The 26855-nt window shown below is 65.2% G+C and carries 23 protein-coding genes; 9 read left to right on the top strand and 14 right to left on the bottom strand.

The genetic code is table 11. The features are described from left to right. Positions 1-114: 114 nt before the first annotated feature. Positions 115-1128 carry a LacI family DNA-binding transcriptional regulator gene (locus tag C9427_RS08795; RefSeq protein WP_107648726.1) on the bottom strand — a complete coding sequence of 338 codons (1014 nt, stop codon included), beginning with the start codon at positions 1126-1128 and terminating at the stop codon, positions 115-117. 272 nt (positions 1129-1400) lie between these two features. On the opposite strand from C9427_RS08795, the gene C9427_RS08790 reads away from it, so the two are divergent. The 9 genes from C9427_RS08790 (at position 1401) to C9427_RS08750 (ending at position 12232) form a co-directional block, all read left to right on the top strand. Next, entirely contained in the window at positions 1401-2522 is a 1122-nt protein-coding gene (locus C9427_RS08790; RefSeq protein WP_167434286.1) for a sugar ABC transporter substrate-binding protein, read from the top strand. 86 nt (positions 2523-2608) lie between these two features. Next, a complete protein-coding gene (locus tag C9427_RS08785; protein ID WP_107648724.1) occupies positions 2609-4087 on the top strand; it encodes a sugar ABC transporter ATP-binding protein in 1479 nt (492 codons plus the stop codon). Beyond that, complete coding sequence (locus C9427_RS08780) at positions 4065-5060, top strand: ABC transporter permease (protein ID WP_107648723.1); 996 nt, start codon at positions 4065-4067, stop codon at positions 5058-5060. The genes C9427_RS08785 and C9427_RS08780 overlap by 23 nt, the downstream gene beginning before the upstream one ends. Beyond that, the gene (locus C9427_RS08775) at positions 5057-6019 is read left to right on the top strand and encodes an ABC transporter permease (protein WP_107648722.1); all 963 of its coding nucleotides are present in this window, start codon (positions 5057-5059) and stop codon (positions 6017-6019) included. Before C9427_RS08780 ends, C9427_RS08775 begins: the two co-directional genes overlap by 4 nt. A 39-nt stretch (positions 6020-6058) precedes the next feature. Further along, positions 6059-6847 (top strand): SDR family NAD(P)-dependent oxidoreductase, encoded by a 789-nt coding sequence (locus C9427_RS08770; RefSeq protein WP_107648721.1) that lies wholly within the window; start codon positions 6059-6061, stop codon positions 6845-6847. Further along, positions 6844-7617, top strand: a complete 774-nt coding sequence (locus tag C9427_RS08765) for an SDR family NAD(P)-dependent oxidoreductase (protein WP_107648720.1) — start codon at positions 6844-6846, stop codon at positions 7615-7617. The genes C9427_RS08770 and C9427_RS08765 overlap by 4 nt, the downstream gene beginning before the upstream one ends. Before the next feature lie 10 nt (positions 7618-7627). Continuing rightward, positions 7628-9649 (top strand): alpha-ketoacid dehydrogenase subunit alpha/beta, encoded by a 2022-nt coding sequence (locus C9427_RS08760; RefSeq protein WP_245437036.1) that lies wholly within the window; start codon positions 7628-7630, stop codon positions 9647-9649. A 64-nt stretch (positions 9650-9713) separates the two neighbouring features. After that, on the top strand, positions 9714-10631 hold the full coding sequence (locus C9427_RS08755) for an alpha/beta hydrolase (RefSeq protein ID WP_107648718.1): 918 nt from the start codon (positions 9714-9716) through the stop codon (positions 10629-10631). Between the two features lie 11 nt (positions 10632-10642). Beyond that, complete coding sequence (locus tag C9427_RS08750) at positions 10643-12232, top strand: AMP-binding protein (protein WP_107648717.1); 1590 nt, start codon at positions 10643-10645, stop codon at positions 12230-12232. A 54-nt stretch (positions 12233-12286) separates the two neighbouring features. On the opposite strand, the gene C9427_RS08745 is transcribed toward C9427_RS08750, so the two are convergent. The 13 genes from C9427_RS08745 to C9427_RS08680 form a co-directional block, all read right to left on the bottom strand. Beyond that, complete coding sequence (locus C9427_RS08745) at positions 12287-13048, bottom strand: SDR family NAD(P)-dependent oxidoreductase (protein WP_107648716.1); 762 nt, start codon at positions 13046-13048, stop codon at positions 12287-12289. A gap of 28 nt (positions 13049-13076) precedes the next feature. Continuing rightward, complete coding sequence (locus C9427_RS08740; RefSeq protein ID WP_107648715.1) at positions 13077-14048, bottom strand: carbohydrate kinase family protein; 972 nt, start codon at positions 14046-14048, stop codon at positions 13077-13079. A 33-nt stretch (positions 14049-14081) separates the two neighbouring features. Next, positions 14082-15071: an ABC transporter permease gene (locus tag C9427_RS08735; protein WP_107648714.1), complete on the bottom strand. Its 990-nt coding sequence runs from the start codon at positions 15069-15071 to the stop codon at positions 14082-14084. Further along, positions 15068-16105 carry an ABC transporter permease gene (locus C9427_RS08730; RefSeq protein WP_107648713.1) on the bottom strand — a complete coding sequence of 346 codons (1038 nt, stop codon included), beginning with the start codon at positions 16103-16105 and terminating at the stop codon, positions 15068-15070. The genes C9427_RS08735 and C9427_RS08730 overlap by 4 nt, the downstream gene beginning before the upstream one ends. Next, a complete protein-coding gene (locus C9427_RS08725) occupies positions 16102-17634 on the bottom strand; it encodes a sugar ABC transporter ATP-binding protein (RefSeq protein ID WP_245437035.1) in 1533 nt (510 codons plus the stop codon). The genes C9427_RS08730 and C9427_RS08725 overlap by 4 nt, the downstream gene beginning before the upstream one ends. 174 nt (positions 17635-17808) lie before the next feature. Next, positions 17809-18822, bottom strand: a complete 1014-nt coding sequence (locus tag C9427_RS08720) for a sugar ABC transporter substrate-binding protein (RefSeq protein ID WP_107648712.1) — start codon at positions 18820-18822, stop codon at positions 17809-17811. A gap of 87 nt (positions 18823-18909) precedes the next feature. Beyond that, positions 18910-19563: an L-fuculose-phosphate aldolase gene (locus tag C9427_RS08715; RefSeq protein ID WP_107648759.1), complete on the bottom strand. Its 654-nt coding sequence runs from the start codon at positions 19561-19563 to the stop codon at positions 18910-18912. 26 nt (positions 19564-19589) lie between these two features. Next, positions 19590-20366: an SDR family NAD(P)-dependent oxidoreductase gene (locus C9427_RS08710; protein WP_107648711.1), complete on the bottom strand. Its 777-nt coding sequence runs from the start codon at positions 20364-20366 to the stop codon at positions 19590-19592. A 237-nt stretch (positions 20367-20603) separates the two neighbouring features. Continuing rightward, positions 20604-21434, bottom strand: coding sequence for a GntR family transcriptional regulator (locus tag C9427_RS08705; protein WP_107648710.1), 831 nt, complete (start codon positions 21432-21434; stop codon positions 20604-20606). A 132-nt stretch (positions 21435-21566) separates the two neighbouring features. After that, the gene (locus C9427_RS08700) at positions 21567-22814 is read right to left on the bottom strand and encodes an MFS transporter (RefSeq protein WP_245437034.1); all 1248 of its coding nucleotides are present in this window, start codon (positions 22812-22814) and stop codon (positions 21567-21569) included. Positions 22815-22822: 8 nt separating this feature from the next. Next, positions 22823-23734 (bottom strand): OB-fold domain-containing protein, encoded by a 912-nt coding sequence (locus C9427_RS34730; protein WP_245437033.1) that lies wholly within the window; start codon positions 23732-23734, stop codon positions 22823-22825. Further along, positions 23731-24891 carry a thiolase family protein gene (locus C9427_RS08685; RefSeq protein WP_107648708.1) on the bottom strand — a complete coding sequence of 387 codons (1161 nt, stop codon included), beginning with the start codon at positions 24889-24891 and terminating at the stop codon, positions 23731-23733. The genes C9427_RS34730 and C9427_RS08685 overlap by 4 nt, the downstream gene beginning before the upstream one ends. Continuing rightward, positions 24888-26840, bottom strand: a complete 1953-nt coding sequence (locus C9427_RS08680) for an acetoacetate--CoA ligase (protein WP_107648707.1) — start codon at positions 26838-26840, stop codon at positions 24888-24890. Before C9427_RS08680 ends, C9427_RS08685 begins: the two co-directional genes overlap by 4 nt. Positions 26841-26855: the final 15 nt, after the last annotated feature.

The following is a 26855-nucleotide window of genomic DNA, read 5'->3' as shown; positions in this document are numbered from 1 at the left end:
ATGTCCGTCGCATTTTTATGAACCGCTATGCAGGCGCTTGTCAATCGATTGCAGAAAATTGCAGCGAAACAGATAATCCTCAAGCTCCACTCGCCACAAGACATCCGGCCGCCCTCAGGAAGAAGCGCGAACGATCAGGGAAGGCGTAAACAGCCGGCTTTCGAAACGGTACGACGGGTCGGCGATCAGGTTGCGGACGAGTTCGCCGGCATGGCGGCTGACCTCCTCCACCGGATAGTCCACCGTCGAGAGCGGCACGGCCAGTATCCGTGAAAGCTGCGTGTTGTTGAAGCCGACGATCGCCAGGTCTTCCGGACAGCGAAGCCCGCGATGGCGCATGGCCTCGATGACGCCAAGCGCCAGCGCATCATTGTGAGCGAAGATCGCCGTCGGTCGCGGGCTGACCGCCAGCAAGGCGTCGAGCGCCCTCTTGCCTGCGGCAGAAGTCGCGGTCTCGGCAAAGATGCGCTGCGGCGTTTCGACGATGGATCGCGAGGCGCAGACTTCCGAGAACCCGAGCGCCCGGTTCTTGAAGGTCGCCGACAAAGGCGGCCCCTGGACCTGGCAGACGATCTTGTGTCCCCGTTCGGCAAAATGCGTGGCCACCATCGCCCCACCCGCTCGGTCGTCACACAGGGCGGACGGGAAGACAGCGCCGGCAATGGCGCGGATTGCCAGCACCACAGGGACTTCGCGGGCGGCATCCTGCAGGATCGCGGTGTCGGCTTCCGTCGAAGCGAGCGAGATGATCGCGTCGACGCGACGCGACAGGAATGTATGGATCAGGCGGCGTGTGGCGTCGGGCTGATCCAGCGTCTCGGCGATGAGCGGGGTGATCGGAGGCGCATCCGAGCGCGCGTCGAGATGGCGGAAAATGGTGCGAATGACATCGATGAAGGTTTCGTTGCCGAGATCGGATACCAGTATCCCGACCGTATGCGAGCGGCCGCGGCGAAGCGTGGCGGCGGTCAGGTCCGGCCGGTAGCCGGCAGCACCAGCCGCCTGACGGATGCGTTCGCGCGTCGCCGGCGCGACCAGATGAGCCTTGTCGTTGCTGAGCGCACGCGAGACAGTGGCGCGGTCAACGCCAAGTTTGAGCGCGAGCTCTCGCATGTTCAAGCGCGCCATGGCCTCGCCCGCATCCTCGTTGCGCCGCCCAATCCCATGATCTTGCTGGCAGGCCCGCCGATATTTGGCAAGCGATGGTTCGCCGCCGGCCTTGCCGCGGCGGCTATCGGAATGGTCAAATGGAAGATTGCTCGTCTCTCCACGATCGCTCGTCCCCCTGTGCTCGGCCGTCGATTCCCAGCGACCGTTGGTCACATGACAACACTTTTTGCAATCGATTGACAAGATGTTTTCAGGCGCTTACTCATTTGACGACAAACCGGGAGGAAGTCATGAGAACGAAGATTGGTGCCGCCTTTGCGGCGTTGTTTGCCGTGGTGCTGGCATGGGCGCCCGTCATGGCGCAAGAGCCCGACGGCAAGCTCGACGGCGAGGGCAAGGAGATCGTCGTTCTGATGCCCAGCCGCAGCAACGCCTATCTGGCGCAGTGGATCCGCGGCGCCGAGAAGAGTGCGGCCGAGGCGAACTACAAGATCACCATCATCGAGAACAATTTCGACCAGACCGAGCAGGACGCGCAGGCCCAGCAGCGCATCGGCTCGCCGAACCAGCCGGCGGCCTATGTCTGGTGGCCCGCCGACAATCAGGCTGGTCTGGCGACGCTGCGCCGCCTCAGCCGCACGGGCGTGCCGGTCTTCCAGGTCAATCAGGCGCTGCGGCCTGAAGCCAAGGATCTCGTCGTCGCCTATGCCGGCGTTGACGACTTCTTCAACGGCCAGGTTGCCGGCAAGAACGCCATCGCGGCGCGTGACGCCTATGTCGCGGCCGGCAACAAGCTGGCCAGCGACGGCGGCAACCTTGTCATCCTGAAATTCATACCGGGATATTCGGCCGGTGACGATCGCGAAGCCGGCTTCGCGGACGCGACCAAGGACAAGCCGTTCAACGTCATCGCTTCGGAATATGCCGGCTTCGACAATGCCAGCGGCTACAAGGCGATGAGCCAGCTCATCCCCAGCATCCGCGGCAAGGGCATCAATTTCGTCTATGGCGCTTCGGACGGACCGGTGACCGGCGCCGTGCAGGCGCTGGAGGAAGTCGGCCTCGTGCCCGGCAAGGATGTCTACCTGATCAGCGCCACCTGCATCGCCGACATCTCGGCAATCCAGTCGGCGAAGGAATTCGCCACCGGCGTGCAGGCGGCCGGCCTCGAAGGCTGGTTCTCGCTCAACGTCGTGGCGCGCTACTTCGAATATGGCAAGCAGGTCAAGGACGGCCAGTACATCGCTCCCGACACGGCGGATGCGAGGCCCGAGTTCAATTTCGCGCCAAGCAAGATCAACATCATTCCGAACCCGCAGGTCGTAGTCGGCACCGACAAGGCCAAGGCTGGAGAGATCCTTTCGAAGTTCAAGCTCTGGGGCGAGACCTTCTCGGACCATTGCGTGTATTGATCTGAAGGAGGCGAGCAAGGCAGCCTTCCCGACAAACCAAGTGCTGGCGACTGCTGAATGTCGCCGGCCATGGCCGGTGTTGCGAAATGCTTGAAATCAGTGGTCTGTCCAAATCCTATGGACCGGTGCACGCGCTGAGCGACGTGACGTTCAGCGTCGAGCCCGGCAAGGTGACGGCGCTGCTCGGCGAGAACGGCGCCGGCAAGTCGACGCTGGTCAAGATCCTTTCCGGCCTGGTCACGCCGACGGCCGGCGCCATCCGGGTCAACGGCGCGCCGGTCGATCTGTCCAGCCCCGAGCGCGCCAGCCGCTCGGGCGTCGCGGTGGTGCAGCAGGAGATCAGCGTGCTGCCCAATCTGAGCGTGGCGGAAAACTTCATGCTGACGCAGCCTTCCCGCTGGCTGCGGCGCGGGTCGGCCCCTGCCCTGTGCGCGCCATACCTCAACCGGCTGGGGCTCGGACATGTCGATCCGGGCACCGCCGTCGGTGAATTGACGATCGGCGAGCGGCAATTGGTCGAGATCGCCCGCATGCTCTCCCAGGACGCCCGCGTGCTGGTCCTCGACGAGCCGACCGCGGCGCTCGCCGACAGCGATATCGAACTCGTCCACAAGGCCGTGCTTCGCCTGGCAAGCGAGGGCAATGTCGTTCTCTACATTACCCATCGGCTGAACGAACTCGACGAGATCTGCGATGCGGCGGTCATTCTTCGCAACGGGCGGCTCGCCGACCAGTTCGAGACGAAGGATGCCAGCTTGACCCGCATCGTCCATGCGATGATCGGACGCGAACTCGATGAGCTTTATCCGGACACGCCGGCTCGGGCAGACCAGGCTCTGCCAGCGCCCGTGGTGCGGCTGAAGGATGTCGTTGCCGGCGGCCTTGCGAGCCCGGTCAGTCTCGATCTGCGGCCGGGAGAAATCGTCGCGGTCTGCGGCCAGCTCGGCAGCGGCTTCGTCGAGCCGCTACGCGCCATCGCCGGCGTCAGCCCGCTGTCGGGTGGAGCGATCGAATTCCAGGGCGCCACGGCTTCCAACGCCAAGGCAGAGGCTGTCGCCTATTGCTCGGACGACCGCCAACTGGATGGTTTCTTTCGCGACCTGCCGGTTTGGGAGAGCATGAGCGCGCCGGGGCTCGCACAGTCCGGCCTGTGGGGCTTGGTGCGGCCATCGCGGCTTCGGCAATCCGTCGATGCGATCGCCGAGCGCATGACCATATTGCCGGCCTATCGCGAGCGACCGGTGCATGCGCTTTCGGGCGGCAATGCACAGAAGGTCTCGATCGGCAAATGGCTGTCGAGCAAGCCGCGCATCCTGCTGCTCGAGGAGCCGACGCGCGGCGTCGATGTCGGCGCCCGGGCGGAAATCTACCGCTTGCTGCGCGCGCTGGCCGATGACGGACTGGCGATTCTTTTTGCCAGCACCGACCTCGACGAGGTGCTGGGCTTTGGCGAACGCGTTCTGGTCTTCCACGACAACAAGCTGGTGCACCAGGCGCCATCGGCGGAACTGACCCGCGACCAACTGGCGACATGGATTACACATGGCAGTATCGACCGTGAGTGACATGGCCGCAAAGCAGCGCGATGCAACGGCAGAGCACAGCCGGCGCCGCGTCTGGCTGAGGCGGCTTGGCCCCTTCGTGCCGATCGCGGCGCTGGCGATCATCGCGGCGCTGACGGTCGACGGCTTCGGCACCACGCCCAATCTGATCGCCGTCGTGCAGGCTTCCGCCATCACCGGCATCGCGGCGATCGGCACCGCCGCCATCACCATTTCGGGCAAGTTCGTCAGCCTCGCCATCGAGCAGCAGGCGGTGACCGCGGCCTATGTGTTCGCGGCGACGGTGTCGGCGGGCCAGCCCGTTCTCCTGGCTCTGGTGCTGGCCTTCGCCGTGGCCATCATCCTTGGGCTGGTCCAGGGCTATCTGGTGTCGCGCGGGCTGAACCCGATCGTCACCACGCTGGCCTTCGGCTCGGCCCTGTTCGGCAGCGTCGTCATGCTCGCCGATAACAGAACGATCACGCTCAGCCCCAATCCGATCGCATGGCTGGGCGGCGGTACGACGTTCGGCATTCCCAATCAGGCGATCATCTTCGTCGTGCTCCTGGTGCTCGGCTCGCTGTTCCTGTCGCGGACGAAGCTCGGCCGCCAGATGGTGCTGACCGGGGCCAATCCGAAGGCGGCAAACCTGATCGGCGTGCCGACCCGCCGCATCGTCATGATCGCCTTCGTTGCCGCGGCGCTGACGGCGGCGCTTGTCGGCATCCTCGTGGTCGGGCAGGTGTCGCAGGCCAAGAGCGACATGTTCCGCGGCCTGACCATCGATGTCGTCGCTGCCATCCTGGTCGGCGGCATCGCCATCCAGGGCGGCGAAGGCCAGCTCTGGCGCGCCGGTTTTGGCGCGATCGTGCTGACCATGCTTGGCAACATCATGCTCCTGCTCGGTATCGATGCCGGCGTGCGCGACTTGCTGAAGGGATTGCTCGCGGCCGGCGTGCTTCTGTCGATGCGACTGCTCAAGGCGCGCGGCTCATGAGAAACGCCCTCAAGTTCGAGACCGGTTTCCAGGTGCGGCTCGCCATCTGCGTGGTGCTGCTGGTCGTCTTCTCACTCACCATGCCGGGCTTCGCCTCCATCTCGAATGCCGCCTCCATCACCGAGAATATGGGGCTGATCGCCCTGGTCGGCACCGGCATCATGCTGACCATGGTGGTCGGCGAGCTCGACCTTGCCGTTGCTTCTGTCGCCGCCGTGGCCGCGATCATGGCGCTGTCGCTCTCGGAGACCTCGCTGGCGCTCGGCATTACGGCGGCGCTGATCACCGCCGGGCTCTACGGCGCGGCCATCGGCTATATCATCGAAAAGACTGGCGTGAATTCGTTGGTGCTGACGGTGTGCATGCTGATCGCGCTGCGCGGCCTCGCTCTGGTCATGGCGCCGCAGCGTCCGGCCATTCTGCCCGCCGACCTGTTCTGGGCCTCGGATGCGCTGGTCGCGCAATTCGGGCCGGTGACTCTGCTCGGCCTGATCGGCTTCGTCGTCGTCATCGTCGTCGGGCTGCTGATGCGCTACACTAGGCTTGGCCTTTCCATGTACGCGGTCGGCGGCAACCTTGAACGCGCGCGCGGCTCCGGCGTCGCCACCCTGCCGGTCTACATGACGGCGTTCGCGGGATCGGCCATGCTCGGCGCCAGCGCCGGCATCCTTGCGGCCCTGCGTTCAGGCTCCGCTTCGGGCATCGGCTTCGACAGCTTCCTGCTTTCGGGGATCACCGTCGCCGTCGTCGGCGGCGTGCCGCTCGAAGGCGGGCGCGGCACCATCCTCAACGTGCTGCTCGGCGCGCTGATCATTCGCCTGATCTCGTCGGCCGTGTCGATCGGTGGCATACCAAATTCATTCGAGAGCATCGTTGTCGGCGGCATCCTGCTTGCCATGCTGCTGCTCGATTACTGGCTGCGCCGGCGTGGACGCAAACTGCAACCGGCACGGGCCTGAGCCCGTGCCGCAAGATTTCAGAAAAGAGGAGATTTCGGGATGAGTGAGAACAACAGAGGCGGCGCCGTCGTCACGGGCGCCGCGCGAGGCATCGGCAGGGAAATCGCGACCGCGTTGCTGAAGGACGGTTACGGCGTGGTCATCGCCGACATCGATCCGGCCGTCGGCGAGCAGACCGTCAAGGAATTGTCGAAGGATCATGCCGGGCGCGTCGTCTTCAGCAAGGTCGACGTCACCAAGCGCGACGAAGTCAAGGCGGCGGTCGCCGCCTGCTGCAAGGAATTCGGCGGCATCAACGTCATGATCAACAATGCCGGCTTCAACAAGCCGGAGCCCTTCCTCGAGGCCAGCGAAAAGACCTGGCATGCGATCATGGACGTCAACGCGCTTGGCGTGCTGATCGGCATCCAGGAGGCCGCCAAGGCGATGATCGAGCGCGGGATCAAGGGCAAGATCATCAACACCGCTTCCATCGCCGGCCGCACCGGCTTTGCCGACTTCGCCCCCTACTCCGCCAGCAAGGCCGTCGTCATCAGCCTGACGCAGGCCGGCGCGCGGGCGCTCGCCGGCAAGGGCATCACGGTCAATGCGTTCGGTCCGGGCGTCGTCGATACGCCGCTCTGGGAGAAGCTCGACGCCGACCTGCTGGCGATGGGCGCCAGCAAGGCGCCGGGCGAAGCGATGAATTCACTGGCCAGCCAGATCCTGCTTGGCCGGGTCGCCAAGCCGTCCGATGTCGTCGGCACCGTGCGCTTCCTGTGGTCGCCACAATCCGACTACATGACCGGTCAGGTGCTGCTGATCGACGGCGGGATGATCCTGCAATGAGCGCGAAGACAGGAGTCTTGACCGGCGCCGCCGGTGGCATCGGACGGGCGACGGCCGAACGGCTCGCCGCCGACGGGTGGTCGCTGGTGCTCGTCGACCAGTTCGACAATGTGGCCGAGGTCGCCAAGGGAATAAAGACCAAGGACGGGCAGAAGGTGGTCGGCGTCGCCGCCGACATCACCAACCCCGACCAGTATGGCGCCATCGACGCCGCGGTCGCCTCGATCGGCGCGCCGTTGAAGTTCCTCGGCCTGGTTGCCGGCGTGCTGCAGCAGGTCGGCTCGATCGAGACGCTCGACATTGCCGAGTGGGACCGCGTCTTCAACGTCAATCTGCGCGCCAATGTGTTCCTGATGAAGCATTTCATTCCCGCGCTGCGCGCGGCAAAAGGCGCTTCGATCGTCACGGTTTCGAGCTGGTATGGCAAAAGCGGCCATGGCTTTTTCGGCGCCTATTGCGCTTCCAAGGCCGGGGTCATCTCGCTGACCCATACGGCGGCGGCGGAGCTCGCGGCCGACAACATAAGGGTCAATTCCGTGGCGCCCGGCAATGTCGCGACCTCCATGCATCTCGACGCGTTGCGCGAGGAGGCCGAGAAGCGCAGCGTGAGCTTCGAGGAGATGAAGAAGACGGAGTGGGACAAGATCCCGCTTGGCCGCGCCGCCTATCCGTCGGAGATCGCCTCGGCGATCAGTTTCCTGGCCGGACCGGACGGCTCGTACCTGACCGGCGCCACCATCGACGTCAATGGCGGTTGCCTGTTCACATGAGCCTCTTTTCATGAGCATGGCGCGTCGGGAAAGTGCGGTTTCGGCTGCGGTGTCTCCCATGCTGGAGACCACCGAGCTTGAAACCTATTTTCTCGACATGTGGCGCATCCGCCGCTTCGAGGAGCGGGCGGCGGAGCTGTTCAAGTCGGGCGTCATCAAGGGCACGGCGCACTCCTGCGTCGGCCAGGAGGCGATCGCGGTCGGCGCCTGCGCGGTGCTCGACGATGACGACTACATCGTCTCGCACCATCGCGGCCATGGCCACTGCATCGCCAAGGGCGCCGACACCGGCAAGATGATGGCCGAGCTGTTCGGCCGCATCACCGGCTACGGCCACGGGCTCGGCGGCTCCATGCATATCGCAGCACTCGATCGTGGCATTCTCGGCGCCAACGGCATCGTCGGCGCCGGGCTCGGCATCGGCACCGGCGCGGCACTGTCGGCAACGATCCGCGGCACCAGACAGGTGTGCGTCGCCTTCTTCGGCGATGGCGCCGCCAATGAAGGGATTTTCCACGAATCCCTGAATCTCGCAGCACTTTGGAAGCTGCCGGTCATCTTCGTCTGCGAGAACAATGGCTACGGGCTTTCGCTGGGGGTCGAGCAGGCTTCCGCCGTTCCAAGGATTTCCACCCGGGCCGCCGCCTATGGCATGCCGGGCGAGACCATCGACGGCAACGACGCCGTCATCGTGCGGGATGCCCTCGGCATCGCCGTGCAACGGGCGCGCGCCGGCGAAGGCCCGAGCCTCATCGAAGCGATGACCTATCGCTCCGGCGATCATTCGATGCGCACCAACCTGCCGCGCTACCGTCCCGAGGCCGAGGAAGAAGAATGGCGCCGGCGCGACCCGATCCTGAAGATGACGGCGCTGCTCAGGCAGCGGCAGGTGGACCAGAAGCGCATCGATGCCATCGCCGCGAAGGCCGACGCCGAGATCGAACAGGCGATCGCCGCTGCCGGGCAGGCGCCGGAACCGGCGATGGACATCCTTTTCCCGGCCGTCATGGCGCCGCCCTTGGCCGCGTCCGCCGAGCCGGAAGCCGGGTCACGCCAGCTCGGCTATGTCGAGGCGGTGCGCGAAGCCATGCACCAGGAGATGGCGCGCGACGAAAGCGTCATCGTGCTCGGCGAGGATGTCGGCCGGATCGGCGGCCTGTTCCAGTGCACGGCAGGCCTGCAGCAGGCGTTCGGGACCGAGCGTGTGCGGGACACTCCGATTTCGGAGAACGTGATCGCCAACGCCGCCGTCGGTGCAGCGCTGACCGGCTTGCGACCGATCGTGGAGGTGCAGTTCTTCGACTTCATCACCCATATGATGGACGCGGTCGTCAACCAGGCGGCGAAGCTGCGTTTCATGCTGGGCGGCGAAGCACGCATCCCGCTGGTGATCCGTGGACCGCAGGGCGGCGGTATCCGCCTCGGCGCCCAGCATTCGCAGTCGCTGGAGACCTGGTTCGCCCATATCCCCGGGCTGGTGGTGCTGGCGCCCTCCAATCCCTACGATGCCAAGGGCCTGCTGGCGGCGGCGATCCGCGACGACAATCCGGTCGTCTTCATCGAGCACAAGCTGCTTTACCAGCAGAGCCGCGGCCCGGTGCCGGAGGCGCCCTATGCCTTGCCGATCGGCAAGGCGGCCATCCGCCGGCCGGGCAAGGACGTGACCATCGTCGCGACGATGGCGATGGTGGACGTCGCCCTTTCGGCGGCGCGCGATCTGGCGCGCGACGGCATCGAGGCTGAAGTGATCGATCCGCGCAGCCTGCGGCCACTGGACAGCGAGACGATCCTTGCCTCGGTGCGCAAGACCAACCGTTGCGTCGTCGCCCATGAAGGCTGGACCACGCATGGCTTCGGCGCCGAGATCTCGGCGCTGATCATGGAGAACGCCTTCGACTGGCTCGACGCGCCGGTGGCGCGCGTCGGGATGGCCGATGTGCCGATGCCCTACAATTCCGCACTGGAACGCGAACTCATCCCCAATGCGGCACGCATCGCCGAGGCGGCGCGCACCGTCTGCTACCGGAGCTGACGGATATGCCGCGCGCGAAAATTTCAACCCCAAATGCAATCGATTGACTAGCAGAGGAAATCTTATGACCAAACGAGTGGACGTCGAATTCAAGTCCGAAGGCACGACCGTGCGGGGCTGGCTGTATCTGGCCAACACATCGAAGCGCGCGCCGACCGTGGTGCTGGCCGGCGGCTGGTGCTATGTGCGCGAGATCGTCATGCCGACATACGCCCAGGCATTCGCCGATGCGGGCATCAATGCGCTGATCTTCGACTACCGCAACCTGGGCGTCAGCGATGGCGACAACCGGCAGCATCTGGATCCCTGGCAGCAGATCCGCGACTACCAGAACGCCATCAGCTTCCTCGAGCGTCACGACAATGTCGATCCCGACCGCATCGGCGTCTGGGGTATTTCCTACTCGGGTGGCCATGCTCTTATCCTCGCCGCCATCGACCCGCGCGTAAAAACCATCGTCAGCCAGATCCCGGTGATCGACGGCTACGAGAACATGCGCCGCGCGCACGGAACGATGGAATACCGGGCGCTGTGGGATCTCGTGCTCAGGGATCGCAAGCTCCGCTATGAAAAGCCCGGCGAACAGCTCTATCTGCCGCATGCGACCGAAAATTCGGCAGAGGAAGTCTCGGCCTGGCCGTTCCCGGAAACCGTGCGCACCTTCATGGCCATCAAGGCCTCGGAAGCGCCGCTTTACGAGAACCGCAGCACGGTCGAGTCGGTCGACCTGTTGATGAATTACGATGTCGGGCCATTCGTGAAGCGCATCTATAACACGCCGACGCTGATGATTGTGGCCGAGGGCGACGATCTGACATTGTGGGATCTTGAAATCGGCGCCTTCAACCAGATCCCGTCGACGAAGAAGAAACTGGAAGTGCTGCCGCACACCTCGCACATGACGCTCTATTCGGACCAGTCCAAGGTGAAGGTGGCGGCGGCGATGGCGCGGGACTGGTTCGTCGAGACACTGAAGCCGTAGATGATCAGGGCATGCAGGTAGAGCCGCATCTTTCGCGCCGGCCGGCGAATTTCCATCCGCTCACCCCCGCGGATTTCCTGGCGCGTGCCGTGGCAGTCCATCCGGACCGCCCGGCAATCGCCTGGAACGATCGGCGCTGGACCTACCGGCAATTCGGCGGCATCGCGGCGCGGCTTGCCGCCTGGCTCGGAAGGCAGGAGATCGGGGCTGGCGACGTGGTTAGCTTCATGTGCTCCAACCGGCCGGAGATGCTGGCCGCCCATTATGCAGTGCCTTCCATCGGCGCGGTGCTGAACAGCATCAACACCCGGCTTGATGCCGAGACCGTCGCCTACATACTCGACCATTCCGGCAGCCACATCATCGTGGCGGACCCTGGAAGCATCGACATTGCACGGCAAGCCGGGCGCCTCGCCAACACGCGCGTCGTGCTGTTGGCGGAAAGTGAAGACAGCAACGAGGACAGGCTCGATCTCCTGGCCGGTGATCCCGCAGAAGACCGCTTCGAAATATCAGGCGTTGCCGATGAATGGCAGCCGATCTGCCTCAATTACACGTCAGGCACGACCGGGCGGCCCAAGGGCGTCGTCTACCATCACCGGGGCGCCTATCTCAATGCGCTGGGCAATGTCATGGCGCTCGGCTTCGACCGCGACACGGTCTATCTCTGGACCTTGCCGATGTTCCATTGCAACGGCTGGTGCCACACCTGGGCGGTGACGTCCGCGGGCGGCCTGCATGTCTGCCTCGACCGGATCGATCCGGATCTGGTGTTCGGCGCCCTCAAGACCCACGCTGTGACGCATTTTTCCTGCGCCCCGGTGGTGCTCTACATGCTGCTCAACCATCCCGGGCGCCCTGCCGGCGCCCTGGAAAAGCGCGTCACGGTCGCGACCGGCGGCGCGTCGCCAACCAGCACCTTGATCGAACAGCTCGATACGCTGGGCGTCGACCTCGTCCATCTCTACGGCCTCACCGAATCCTACGGTCCGGCGACGCTGTGCGAACTGCCTGGTCGCCTGGCGACGGCAAGCGCTGGAGAAAAGGCCGCATTCCTGGCGCGACAGGGCGTGCGGCATATTACGGCGAGCCAAGTGCGGGTCGCCGACGAGCAGGGAATGCCGGTGGCGGCCGACGGCAAGACCATGGGCGAGATCCAGCTTTCCGGCAACACGCTGATGGCAGGCTATTATCGCGACGCGGCGGCGAGCGAGAGTGCGTTTTCGGGCGGTTGGTTCCACACCGGCGACCTCGCCATCGTGCACCCGGACGGCGCCATCGAGATCAAGGACCGGTTGAAGGACATCATCATCTCGGGCGGCGAAAACGTCTCCAGCCTGGAGATCGAGAATGTGCTTCACCAGCATCCCGCCATCCTGCTGGCAGCGGTCGTTGCCATGCCGGACGAGAAATGGGGCGAGGTGCCATGCGCCTTCATCGAGACCAAGGCGGGCAAAGAGGTCGGGACGCAGGAGCTGGTCGCATTCTGCCGTTCCAGATTGGCCGGCTATAAAGTCCCGAAACGCTTCGTCTTCCGCGAATTGCCGAAGACGGCGACCGGCAAGATCCAGAAATTCGTGCTGCGCGAAGCCGCGCGCTGATTACAACGTTCCGTGCGGAGCTTTTGGGGTCAGAGCCCAAAAACTATCGCTTAGCTAGTGGAAGTAGATGCCGCCGCAGACGTTGAGCGCCTGGCCGGTGACGAAGGCTGACTGCTCCGAAGCGAAGAAGCACACCGGTCCGACGATATCCTCGGGGTAGCCGAGACGTTTCAGCGCCGCGACCTCTTCCCAGTGCCGGATGGCTTCGTCGCTGCCGAGATTGTTCTTGCCCATCTCGGTCAGGATGATGCCGGGGCAGATGGCGTTGACGGTGACGCCGTCCATGCCGACTTCCTGCGCCAGCACGCGGGTCAGCGTGATCACGGTCGCCTTGGTCGCGGCGTAATGGCCCTGCGTCGGCACGCCCTGGCGCCCGGCGATGGAAGCGATGTTGACGACGCGGCCGGATTTGCGCGCCCGCATATGCGGCAGCACCGCCTGGCACATCAACAGCACGCCCTTGGCGTTGACGTCGAAATGCGCATCCCACGAGGCCTCGTCGAGATCCTGCAGCAGGCTGGGCTTGAGGATGCCGGCATTGTTGACCAGCACGTCGATGCGACCCGCGTCCCCGAGCAGCGCTGCCGCAGTCGCCTCGACCTCTTTCTTGCAGCTGACGTCCATCGTGTAGACATAGGCCTTGCGGCCGGTGGCCTCGATCTCGGCGCGCGTGACGTCGAGTTCCTTCGCCTGCGCCGGCAGGTCGGTGACCGCGACATCATAGCCGAACTGCGCCAGCCCGACGGCAAGCGCCCGGCCGATGCCGCGGCTGGCGCCGGTGACCAAGGCGACCGTGCCGACTTTTGAATTGCTCATGGAAAAAAGTCCTTTCGAAATGCTGCTGTCAGGCGTGGGCTGAGGTGCGCGCAGGCGCCTTGACCGGAAGGGAATTCATCGCGGCGATAGTGTCGTCGAAGGAGACGAGCTTGCCGTCCGAGCCGAGGCCCATCGCGACTTTCGCCGCGACCGCCGAGGCAAAGCGCGCCGAGCGTTCGAGATCCCATCCCCTCACGATGCCGACGATGATACCGGCGGTGAAACTGTCGCCGCAGCCGGTGGTGTCGACGACCTCGATATCGAAGGCCGGCAGATGGAACGGCTTGCCGTTTTCCGGCGCGACATAGACGCCTTCGCCGCCTAGCGTGAGCAGACAGTTCCTGACGCCCTTCGACTTGAAGTAGGCGGCAACCTTGGCCGGATCGGCCTCGTGCGCCATTTCGCTGGCCTCGTCGATGCTCGGCACGAAATAGTCGATATAGGGCAGGCACGGCTCGACGAAGGCGATCGTTTCCGGCGTTGCCTGGATGAGGTCGAAGGTGGTGGTGCGGCCGAGCTCCTTGGCGCGTTTGAGCAGGCGCACCGTCGGCTCGCCGTCGAAGCTTTTCAGCAGGCCGGTGCCGCCGACATGGACGACGGTCGCGTCGAGAGCGGCGTCGAGATCCTCGTCGGCGACGCGGAACACCGTAGCCGTGCCCGGCACGTGCAGAGCCGGCCGCTCGCCATTGGGGCGAACCGGCAGGATGGTGGAGGAGGTCTGCACGCTGCCGTCACGGCGGACCAGGCCGCAGTCGAGACCGTATTTCTGCAACTTGGCGACGAACCAGTCGCCCATGTCGTCGGTGCCGAGCGTGGTCACGGCCTGCGTTTTCAGGCCGAGGATGGCGCAGTCCATTCCCGTCGCGCCGGCGGTGCCGGCAACGGTCATGCGGATCTCCTCGATATAGTCGGCCCTGCCGCCTTCCGGAATGCGCGAGACCGGGCGGCCGAGAATGTCGAGCACGTAGAAGCCGACCGAACTGACATCGAAGCTGGGCATGGTGGAAAAATCCTTTGACGAAGAGGCGGAAAATTACTGGCGCGCGCGGCGCAGGCCGAAGCTCACGGCAAGCACCAGGAAGACGAGCACGCCGATACCGACCTGCTGCCAGTAGAAGTTCCAGCCGATGAGCAGCAGCCCGTTCTTGACCACGGCGAGCAGCAGCACGCCAAGCAGCGTGCCGACGACCGTCGGCCGGCGCTCGGCGCTGAGCGTCGTGCCGATGAAGGTGGCGCCGATGGCGTCGAGCAGGAAGGCGTTGCCCGACAGCGGCACGTAGGACTTCACCGTCGCCGACAACAGGATGCCGGTGATGCCACAGAGCAGCGCGCAGCCGATATAGACCAGCGACTGCTGACGCGGCACGGCGAGGCCCGAATACCAGGCGACGCCCGGCTGCGCGCCCATGGCCTGCACGGCGCGGCCGAAGACGGAGCGATGCAGCAGGAGATAGACGACGACGATGCAGGCGATCAGCACCAGCACCGGCGTCGGCACGCCGAGCAGTGCGGTCCTGGCGATGGCGTTGAACTGGTCGCCGGCATAGCCGGTGATCAGGTAGATCGGCTGGCCGCCGCTGGTTGCAAGTTGCTGCGTGCTCTGGCCGATGAACAGCACGCCGAGCGTCGCCAGGAACGGGCTGATCTTCAGCCTGGTGATCAGGATGGCGTTGAGCACGCCGACGGCGACGGCCGCCAACAGCCCGACGGTGACGCCGAAGACGCCGCCATAGCCGGCGGCAAGCAGCATGACGAACACCATCGAGGCCATGTCGACGGAGACGCCGACCGACAGGTCGATGCCGCCCGACGAGATGACGATGGTGAGCCCGAGCGCGACGATGGCCAGCATCACCACATTGTTGACCAGCACGTTGTAGAGGTTGGCCCCGGTGAGGAAGGTCGGACTGGCGACGGCAAAGAACAGGCAGATCGCCAGGAAGGTGATGACGACGCTGTAGCTGGCGATGAAGCCGCCGAGCCTTTGCGCGCCAGAGGCGCCTGTGTCGTGCGAAACGCTCATCGAGATGCCTCCGGTCCGCGGGCGAATGAGGTGACGGCGACGACCAGCAGGATCAGCGCGCCCTGCACGCCATTGACCCAGTAGCTCGACACGTTGAGCAGCTGGAAGCCATTGGCAAGGAAGCCGATGAACAGCACGCTGAGCAGCGTGCCGCCAATGGTCGGCACCAGGCGCCGGGAAAAGACCGTGCCGAGCAGGGCGGCGGCCAAGACCGACAGAAGCATCTCGCCGGAGCCGGGCGTGCTGGCGCTGAGCCGCGACACCGCCAGCACGCTGGCGATGGCCGCGCAAAAGCCTGAGAACAGATAGGTGAAGCCGACATGCAGCGGCACATTGATGCCGGCGGCGCGCGCTGCTTCCGGATGGCCGCCGACGGCGTAGAGCCGGAGGCCAAAGGTCGTCTTGTGGATGAAGACGAGCATGATGGCGGAAAACAGGATCAGGCACCAGGCAAGCGCCGAAATGCCGAGGAAGCTGCCCGAGACCAGGAAGGCGAGCAGCGGCGAGGCGGCGCCGACCACCGTGTTCTGCGTCAGCGTCAGTTCGGCGCCGGCGGCGATGTTCATCACCGCCAGCGACGCCAGCAGCGGCAGGATGCCGAGGCCGACGACGGCCACCGCATTCAGCGTGCCCACCGCAATGCCGCAGGCGATGGCCGCAAGCAGCGCCACGGCATCGGGATAGCCGGCCTGCAGCACGGTGGCGAACACCGCGGCGCACAGGCCCATATTGGCCGCGATCGACAGGTCGATGCCGCCTTCGGTGACGTTCGAACCGCCGCCGATGATGACCACGGCCATGCCGAAGGCGAGCACGCCGAGGATCGCCGATTGTTCGACGACGTTGATGAGGTTGAAGGAGGACAGGAAGCCCGGCGCGAACAGCGCGAAATAGAGCAGGATGAGCGCGAAGGTGGCGATGGCGCCGAGCCGCACGGCGGCCGCCCCGAGGCGCTTGCCGGTGTTTTGCACGCGCGGCTGCTTCTCGCTCTGCGCGGTGTCCGTGCCGGCGGCTTTCATCGTTGTTGCGGTCATGAGAAGGCCTCCGCCTTGGCGATGCGGGCACCGGAAGAGGCGGCAAGCAGCCTGTCGCCGTCGAGCTCGGCGCCAGAGAATTCGCCGGCGAGCCTGCCGCGATAGACGACGAGCACGCGGTCGCAGACGCCGACCAGTTCGAGCAGGTCGGACGACAGCATCAGGATGGCGGCGCCCTCACCGGCCAGCCGGTTCAAGAGATTGTAGATCTCGACCTTGGCGCCGACATCGACGGCGACGGTCGGCTCGTCGAGGATGTAGACGCGCGACTGGCAGCTCAACCATTTAGCGATCGCCACCTTCTGCTGGTTGCCGCCGGAGAGCTGGCGCACCAGCGTGTCGCGGCCGGGCGTCTTGATCGACAATTCGCGGATCAGCCCGTCGATCGCCTGGTTCTCCTGCCGCCGCTTGACGAAGCCGCTGCCGCTGTAGCGGCCGAGACTGGCGAGGCTGATGTTCTCACGCACCGAGAGATCAATGGCCACGCCGTGAGCGCGGCGATCCTCCGGCAGCATGGCGATACCGCCCTGGACGGCGTGCACCGGCGAGGACAGCGACAAGGTCTTGCCCTCGACCTTGACCGAGCCGCGCTCAGCGCGATCCAGCCCGAACAGGCACTGCACGATTTCCTTGGCGCCGGACCCTAGCAGGCCGGTCAGCCCGACGATCTCGCCGCGGCGCACCGAGAACGAGATGTCCTCGAAACTGCCAGCCATGCCGAGATGCGAGACTTCGAGCATCGGCGCGCCGATCTCGACCGAGCGCTTCGGAAACATCTCGCCAACATCGCGCGCTATCATCATGGCGATGATCTCGTCGATCGGCGTCTGAGCAGGATCGACGGTGCCGACATCGGTGCCGTTGCGCATCACGGTGACGCGATCGCAGAGCTGCTCGATCTCCTGCATGTAGTGCGAAATGAAGATCACCGCGATGCCATCATCACGCAACCGGCGCAGCACAGCAAACAGGCTGTCGACCTCACGCTTGACGAGTGCCGCCGTCGGTTCGTCGAGCACCAGCACCGAGGCCTTCTGCGCCAGCGCGCGGGTGATCTGGACGATCTTCTGCTGCGCCGTGGTCAGGTCCTGCACCAGGATGCCCACGGGGAGTTCGAGGTCGAAATAGCGCTTCAGGAGTTCGGCGGCGCGCCGGTTCATCGAACGGCGGCTGACGAAGGGGCCGAAGCCGAGTTCATGGCGCAGGAACACCGCCTCGCCAACCGTGGCGGTCGGCACCAGCAGGCGGTCCTGGTGAATGAAATGGACGCCGAGCCGTTCGACTGAGGATGGGGTCAGATTGCCGACGGTCTCGCCGTTGACTGATATCGTGCCGCTGTCGGGCTTCAATATGCCGGCCAGCACCTTGATGATCGTCGACTTGCCGGCACCATTCTGGCCGACGAGGCCGTGGATGGTGCCGCGCGCCACTTCCAGGTCGGCATCGTGAAGCGCCTGGACCGGACCAAAGCGCTTGGAGATGCCGGTCATCGAGATGGCGATTTGAGCTGCGGCGGGTTGCGCGGTCATGCCCTGCTCCTTGCGCTGTACTCTTTGCGCATGACGCCTGAAACCGGGATCGGCTGCATGCGCAGGTTTGAAAATACGGGAGCGCGTCGTGCGCGTCGAATCCGGCGCGTGGCGCTCCCCGGAGGCCGCGCCGCCGAAGCGGCGCGGCCCGAACGGCATGAGGCTTGGGAGGCCTTATTTCACGCCGGCCTTCTCGGCAGCATCAAGGAACGGCTTGCCGGTGACGGCGGCGTTCTCCTTGTTGATGAGCACGGCAGGCACGAAGGTGAACGGCGGAACCTTCTGGCCGGCCAGGAACTTGGCCACGTTCTGCACCGAGGTCTTGCCGATCTCGTAGGGCTGCTGGGCGGCGACGGCGGCGGCCGGCGACTTCGCGTCCATCACCATCTTGATGACTTCCGGGCTGCCGTCGATGCCATAGGTCTTCAACTCCTGCCGGCCGGCGGCCTCGGCGGCCTGGGTGGCGCCGATCTGCGGCACGTCCCAGCACGCCCAGACCGCGTTGAGCGAGCCCTTCTCAGGCGACTTGGTCAGCATGTCGGTGATGTTGGAATAGGCCGCCTGGACCGTGTTCGGGATGACGTCGCGCAGTTCCGGCTCGACGATCTTCACGTCCGGGAACGAGGACAGCACATATTTCATCTGGTCGTAGCGGATCTTGCAGACCGGCACGGAGTAGAAGCCGTTGAAGACGAGAACGTTGCCCTTGCCGCCCATGTCGGCGACCATCTGCAGGGCGATTTCGGCACCGATATTGTAGTTGTTCGAAGTGGTGTTGTTGATCGCATGGGGCGTCGCCGTATCGACGGTGAACAGCGGAATATCGGCCTCGCGGATCTTGGCCAGCCACGGGTTCAGCACTTCGAGATTGCCGAGCACCTCGACGATGGCGTCGGGTTTCTGGGCAATCAGCGTCTGCAACTGTGCGATCTGCTGCTGGTCCTTGCGGCCGGCGTCGAGCGCGATCGCCTCGCCGCCAAGCGCCTTGATCTCGTCCTGGATACCGCGGAACGCCATCAGATCCCAATAATGGTCGGTGCCGACGATGGAAACGCCGATGCGCTTGCCCTTGAGGGAAAGCTCCTGCGCCTGCGCGGCGGACAGGACGAACTGGAGACTGCACGCAGCCGCCAGCGCGATGGCCGCCGTCTTGAGAATGCCGTGTGATCTGCTTTGTTTGTTGGACATTGGTTTCCTCCACTTTTGCCTTCAATAACCCTCAGAACCCGCTCTGAAGGACCTCACCGGTTCGATCCGGCAATTCGTTCGAAACGCTCATGCGGCATCGGCATCGCGATGGCCGTAGCTGGCCATCCTGCCGATCACGTTCTCGATCTCCTCATCCGAGAGCACAGGCGGCTCGCCGATCTGCAGACAGCCATGATATTGCCGCGCCAGCGTCTCGACCTCGACCGCCAGCCACATGGCGTTGTCGAGGGACGTGCCGACGGCAATCATGCCGTGATGCTCCAGAAGACAGGCCTTGCGGCCCTCGAGTGCTGCGACCGCGTTGACCGAAAGCTCGGCCGTGCCGAAGGTCGCGTAAGGGGCGCAGCGTATGTCGCTGCCGCCGGCAATGGCGATCATGTAGTGGATCGCCGGGATCTTCCTGCCCATGATGGCGATGGTCGTGCAATAATTGGGATGGGCATGGACGATCGCGTTGACCTCCGGCCGCGCCTTGAGGATGTCGAGGTGGAAGCGCCACTCGCTTGAAGCGTCGAGCCTGCCTTCGACGTCGCCGGCCCAGTTCATGAACACGATATCCTGCGGCTTCAGCGTCGCGTAAGGCGTGCTGGTCGGCGTGATCAGCATGCCTTCGCCATGGCGCACGCTGATGTTGCCTGACGTGCCCTGGTTGATGCCGACCCTGTTCATCTCGATGCAGGCGTCGATGATCGACTGGCGTATTTCGGTGTCTGCCGACATGTAATTTCCCATTGCTTGCCGACCCATCACCAGGCCGTATAACCGCCGTCGATCGACAGGATCGCGCCGGTGACGTAGCTCGAGGCTGGCGACGCCAGGAACAGGATCGCCGAGGCGATCTCCTGTGGCTCGCCGCAGCGCGCCATCGGCGTCATGTCCATCCACACATTGAAGAGTTCGGGGCGGTCGCGCATTTTCAGTGTCATGTCGGTGGCGACATAGCCGGGGGCGAGCGCGTTAACGCGCACGCCCATCGGCGCCCATTCGACGGCGAGCGCCTTGGTCAGCATGTGGACCGCACCCTTGCTGACCATGTAGGACGCCGCACTTTGCGGACGGTTGACGATCAGGCCCGACATCGAGCCGAGATTGACGATGCTGCCCTTGCCCTTCGCCACCATGTGGCGGCCGAAGGCGCGCGAGGCCCAGTAGACGCCGTTGACGTTGATGTCCATGACCAGCCGCCATTCCTCGTCGGGCGTGTCGAGCGCCGAATTGAGGCGGGCAATGCCGGCGCTGTTGACGAGAATGTCGATCTTTCCCAATTCTGCCGCCAGATCGGTGGCGGCGGCTTCCAACGCATCCGGATCGGTGACGTCGAGCGGCCTTGTCGAGACGCTGGTGACACCCGCATCCGCAAGCGCGGCAACCGCCGCGTCCAGCACGCCCTGGTCGAGGTCGATCAACACGACATGCGCGCCGCAGGAGCCAAGCGCCTTGGCTGCCTCGAAGCCGATGCCGCGCGCGCCGCCGGTAACCACGGCTATCTCGCCATCGAGATCCAGTTGACGCCTGTAATCCATACTCTTCCTCCGCGCCGGAACACGGCTCCGCCTCGCGCAAGGCAACAGCTTTGCGCCCGTCGCCAGCCATCGCGGCGACGCCTCAGATCCGATCTTCCGAAAACTCCTCCCGCCACCCCCGGGGGATGACGGCATGAGCAAATCCTAAGGTCGTTCCACGCTCATGTCAATCTGGTTATTACCAGAAATAATATTTCTGCAAGCTGGGCAAATCGGCAATGTGTTGCCTTGGCATCCCTATGCGTTGGTCGCGCTGCTCTGCTCGATCGACATGTGGATGCGCGCCACCGACGAGTTGTAGAGCGCCTGGTAATATTCGAGCGCGGCGCCATCGGCATCGTAGGCAATCGATTCGATCGAGATCAGCGGCGTGGTCGGCGCCACGCCCATCCGCTCCGCTTCCTCCAGCGTCGGCATTGCGGCCGTGAACCAGCGCTCGGCCCGCAGCACCGTCAGGCCATAGCGCTCCCTGATCGTCTGGAAGACCGACTGGTTCTCGATGTCGACGGTCTCCAGCCCCGGCACCTTATGGCCGGGCAGGCTGATATGGGTGAGCGTGATCGGCGCGCCGTCGGTCATGTAGACGCGGCCGATGCGCACGACGCTGCCGGTCTCGGGTATGCCGAAGACGCTGCTTTCCTTTTCGCTGGGCGGGCAGCGGTAGAACTCGAAAGTGCGGGTCGAAACGACATGGCCCTTGGCCGTCAAATCCCCGAACACTGAGAGGTTCGAGGTCATGAAGTCGACATGCTCGCGCGGCGCCGCCACGAACATGCCCTTGCGCGGCATCTTGATGACGCGGCCGCCATTGGACAGCGAACCGATGGCGGCCCGCACCACGGGGCGCGACACGCCGAAGAAATCGCACAGCGCCTGTTCGGACGGAATGCGCGAATTGGCGGCCAGCACGCCGGTGTTGATCGCTTCCTCGATCTGGTTGCGCAATTGCACCCAGAGCGGCGCGGCGTTATCGCGGTTGAGCTGGATCTTCGCGCCAATATCGCGGAAGGCTTCCGCAGCCTCTGCGTCTTCCTGGTCGTAGCGCGGTCTTCCCCGGGTCTTCAGCATCCACCCACCTTGAACTCTCGACCGGCAAAACCGGGCACTAGCATCATCGCCGTGCCTGATACACTCAATCTTTGCGCGAGAAATCAAGCCCGGCAGTGAACCATCCCTGTGAGCCGGCAAGGCGGACCGAACCTAGCGCTTGCCGCCAGCCATCTTCGCGGCCGCCGGCAGACGCCGTAGGGCAAGCATCGCCGCCGCACCAATGAATGGTCCCGGCACCAGCAGCAGGAACGCCCAGCGCCAGCCGCCGAGCAGCGAAGCGACATGCGGGACCAGCCAGATCACCAGCACGGTCAGCGCGAAGCCGAGCCCGAGCTGGACGGACAGCGCCGTGCCGACAAAGCGCCGGTCGCCGAGCTCGGTCACCGCCGCCGAAAACTGCGCCGAATCACCGATGATCGAAATGCCCCAGACAATCGCGACCACTGCAAACAGCCAAAGCGGCCCATCGAAGACAAACCCGATCAGCAGCGCACAGAGGCCGGAAACGAGCATCAGGCCTGATGTGGTGAAGGTACGGCCGAAACGGTCGGAAAGCACGCCGCCGAGCAGGCAGCCACCGACACCGGCGGCGATTGCGCAGAACGTCAGCAGCGACGCCATGGCCGGCGAAACCTGCTGCGCTTCGAGCGCTGCGCGGGCATAGGCAAGCAGCCAGGCCCACATGGCGTAGAGCTCCCACATATGGCCGAGATAGCCGATGTTGACGAGGACCAGCGGCCTGTCGCGGAAGACCGCGCCGATCTGACGGGGATCGAAGACCGCCTTGCCGAAGGGATACGGCCCCTCGCCGGCGAAGAACCAGAATATCGCAGCGCCGACGATAGTCGCCACGGTCGCGGCGATAACCACCAATTGCCAGTCGAGCGCGCCGCTCAGCGCGCGAAACAGATGCGGCAGCGACGAGCCCAGCGTCAGCGCGCCGATGACGGCGCCGAGCGCCAGCCCCCTGCCCCGCACGAACCATGTCGAAACAAGCTTCAGGGCGGGCGGATAGACGCCGGCAAGCGCGACGCCGGTGAGGATGCGGGCGCAGACCAGGCCGACCGGCTCCGGCTGCAGCAGCAGGCAGGCATTGGCGGCTGCGGCCAGCAGGGCGGAGAGCGCCATCAGCCGGTTCAGCCTGACGATGTCGGGCAGATTGACCAGGCTCGACGCCAGCGCGCCGGCGACGAAGCCGATCTGCACGCCATTGGTCAGCCAGGCCTCGATGGCGCCGGACAGGTGCCACGCCGCCTTCAGCTCGGGCGTGATCGCGGTTGCCGAGAACCAGGTGGTCAGCGACAGCACCACCGCGAGGCATAGCAAGGCAAGCACGCTCCAGCGCTGCGCATCGTCGATGCCGTGCATTGCGCTGGGAATGGCCCGCGAGAGCGCCATCCCGTCGCTCAGGCCCTGGCCAGCGGCACGGTGAACACCGTCGCGGTGCCGGTCAGGCAGATGTCGCCGGCTTCGTTGCGCACCGAGGTCTCGATCTTGCAGATCGGCTTGTCGGGTCGCACCTCCTTGATCTCGACGCGGCCGGTGATCATTTCGTCGACGCCGACAGCCTTGACGAATTTCCAGCCGACTTCGAGGAACACCGTGCCCGGGCCGGGAAGGTCTTCCGCCACCAGCGCATTGAGGATGCCCGAGGTGACGCCGCCCTGGACGATCAGCTTGCCGAAGACCGACGCCTCGGCCAGCGCCTTGTCGTAGTGCAGCGGATTGCGGTCGCCGGTCATTTCGGTGAACGCCTCGATGTCCTCCAGCCGCGTGCGCCGCGAACGCTCGGCGAAGGCGCCGACTTGCGGCCGCCCCTTGATGACGCCGATCCAGCCGTCCTTGGTCTCTGTGCTCATGGGCGTGTTCCCTCTATGGTTGGGTTGTCTGGTTGAGCCGGCACCGGCCGACGGTTTGAAAGCGGGCAGCAGGCGGCCGCCGATCCGCGTCGGCGCCAGCACAAGCGGCTGGCCGACGGCGCAGGCGGCTTCGTCGGCCACGATGAAGCTCAACATGGTCGGGCCTTCCTCGAGCTCGACAAGGCCGACGACATAGGGAGCCGCCGGCAGCCAGCCGGGATGGCCGGGCTTGTGCACGACCGAGAAAGACTTCAGCCGACCGCGGCCGGAAGCCTCGCGCCAGGCGAGGCGGTCGCTCCAGCAATGCGGGCAGATCGGCCTGGGATAGAACACCGCCTTGCCGCAGGCCTCGCAGGACTGAATGAGCAGCCGCCCCTCGGCTGCCGCCTGCCAGAACGGCGCGGTCAGCGCGGTGACGGTCGGTCCCGGCGTCTTCAAGAGATCGAGATCGGCGCTCATTGATCGGCTCCCAGCACCAGCGCCGTCGCCTCGCTCATCGTCGCGCCATTGCCGGTGACAAGAGCCAGTCTGGCGTTGGCGATCTGCCGGCCGGTCGCCTCGCCGCGCAGTTGCCGCACCGCTTCCACGACATGGGTCATGCCGCCGGCAAGGTCGGGCTGACCGAAGCCGAGCTGGCCGCCATGGGTATTCAGCGGCGCATCGCCGGAGGGACCGAGATCGTGGTCGCGGACCCAGCGCCCGAACTGCCCTGGAGCGCAGAGGCCGGCATCCTCGATCGTCGCCGCCACCATGATCGTGTAGCAATCATAGAGCGACAAAAGGCTCATCTGGTCGGCACGCGTGCCCGACTGCGCGAAAGCGCGCGCCATCGCCGGCTTGAGCGGCCCGGAGGTCAGGCTCGGCGCCTGCGAAACGGCGCGGTGCGTCACCTTCTCGCCGGCGCCCAGAAGATGCACGGCAGGCTTTGCCAATTGCCGCGCGCACTTGGCCGAGACGACGACGACTGCCTCGCCGCCGGCGACCGGCATGACGATTTCCAGGAGATGCAAGGGCGAGGCGACCATGGGCGAGGCCAGCACATCATCGACATCGGCCGGCTTGCCGTAGAAGATTGCATCGGGATTGAGCTGCGCGTTGCTGCGCGCCCAGGCGGCGATCGCGGCGAAATCCCGCGGCGTCGAGCCATGCTCGGCCATATGCGCCTGCATCAGCAGCGCATAGGAAATGTTGGCGCCCGACGCGCCGAACGGCACGTCGAATTCGCGGATCGGGTTGCGGTTGGGCGAACGGGCCGGCACTTCCTCGCGGGTGTTGGCCAGCACGCACAGCACCGCCTCGCACATGCCGGCCTCGATCGCCGCTGCCGCCCGCCAGACCATGCCGGCGCCGGAGGCGCCGCCGAGATCGACGACATTGGCCATGTCGGGTTTGAGGCCGAGATATTCGGCAACGGTCGCCGGCACATGCTGCGGCGTCTCGCCGACCTGCGGCCCGACCAGCAGCCCGTCAATGTGACCGGGCTCTAGCCCGGCATCGAGGACGGCGAGCCTGGAAACTTCGGCGATCATCTCCAGCGTCGTGCGTCCTTCGGTGCGCCGGGTTGGTTTCAACTCGCCGATGCCGGCAATGGCGCCACGTGATCGTGTCGCGCTCATGCCGCCTGGCTCCGGTCGAGGAGCCGGTATTCGTCAAGCGCCTCCGGGTTGGCTAGCGACCCGAGGTTCTTCACCACCTTGCCCTCGATGACCGTGCGGGCGGCGCCCTCCACCCGCTTACCGTTCAGCGTGTAGGGAATGGCCGAGACGGCATGGATGCGATGCGGGACATGGCGCGGCGAGGCCTGGTCGCGGATATGCTTGCGGATGCGCTGGGCGAGATCCGCGGTGAGTGTGCCGCCCTCTTTCAGCTTCAGACAGAGCAGGATTTCCTCGTCGCCGGTGATCGGCGCGCCGAACACCAGGCAGTCCTCGATCTCCGGGAATTTCTCGCAGGCCGCGTAGATCTCGGCGGTGCCTATCCTGACACCGCCGGGTTTGAGCGTGGTGTCGGAGCGGCCATGGACGATGGCCGAGCCATGCACCGTCATCTCGGCGATGTCGCCATGTGTCCAGATTTCGCGGCGCGCGGCAAAATAGGTGGCATGGTAGCGTTCGTCGCCGCCCTCGCCCCAGAAGGTCAGCGGCATCGACGGGAACGGCTCGGTGCAGACGAGATCGCCCTGGGTGGCGACAACAGGCGCGTTGCGCTCGTCCATCACCGCGACCGCCAGTCCGAGCCCCTTGACGGTCAGATGGCCCCTGCGCACCGGATGCAGCGGCGAACCAAGCAGGAAGCAGCCAATGATCTCGGTGCCGCCGGAGATCGAGGCGAAGATCATGTCGCGCTTGACGTTCTCGTAGACCCAGTCGAACTGGCCTGATGAAACCGGCGCGCCGGCCGACAGCAGCGAGCGCAATGCCGACAGATCGTGCCTGGTGCCAGGCGCGTAGTGCTCGTCGGCGAGCGTCGCCAGATATTTCGGGCTGATGCCGAAATGGGTGACGCCAGCCCGTTCGGCGACACGCCAGAGCGGGCTTGGGTCAAGACCGCCTGGCGATTTCAAGATCGGCGCGCCGTCGTACAGCACGACCGCCGCATTGCAGGCGAGGCCGGAGATTAGCCAGTGATACATCATCCAGGCGGTGTTGGTGTACCAGCTCATGATGTCGCCCGGCCGGACATCGCCGTGCAGCAGATGTTCCTTGACGTGCTGGAGCAGGACACCGCCGGTGGAATGCACGATGGCCTTTGGGGCGCCCGTAGTGCCTGAGGTGTAGAGGACATAGGCCGGGTGCGAGAACGGCACGCGTTCGAAGGCGAGGTCCCCTTCCCTGCCAAATGCGTCGAAGCCGATGCAGGAAATGCCGGCCGGAGCCTGCACCGTGGCTTGGTCGCCGCAGATCACCAGCGTCGTCAGGCCCGGCATGCCGGCGGCGATCTCGCCAAGCCGGCCGGCAATATCGTGGTCCCCGCCGCCATAGCGGTAGCGCGGCGTGGCGAACAGCACCTTCGGCTCGATCTGGCCGAGCCGGTCGAGGATGGCCGAGACGCCGAAATCCGGCGAGCAGGATGACCATACCGCGCCGATGGACAGCGTGGCGAGCAGCGCCGCCAGCGCCTCGATGCGGTTCGGCAGGATGCCGCCGACCCGGTCGCCGCGCCCGACACCGGCAGCCTTCAGGCCATGCGCGGTGCGGGCGACCATGATCCGCAATTCGCCACGGCTGTAGTTGCGGAAATGTCCGGTTTCGTCGGCCTCTACGATGGCAAGTGCGTCGTCATCGCCGCGCAGCAGATTCTCGGCAAGGTTGAGGCTGGCCTCGGGAAAGAAGGCACTGCCGGTCATCGGCGCCGACGGATCGGCGCGGAACGCAATCGCGCCCGGATCGCCGATGACACCGGCAAACTCCCAGACGGCGCGCCAGAAGGCGCCCTTTTCGCCAATCGACCAGCGATGCAGCGACTCGTAGTCATGCGGATCGAAGCCGTTTTCAGCAGCGAAACGCGCAAGGCCGCAGTTTTTGAACGCGGCCGAAGCCGGCGTCCAAAGCACGCTGGATGTCATTCTGGTCCTCCCGGA

Origin of the sequence: Mesorhizobium helmanticense (assembly GCF_003034915.1) — a bacterium.
Taxonomy (GTDB): domain Bacteria; phylum Pseudomonadota; class Alphaproteobacteria; order Rhizobiales; family Rhizobiaceae; genus Mesorhizobium; species Mesorhizobium helmanticense.
This window is presented reverse-complemented; position numbering and strand designations above follow the sequence as displayed.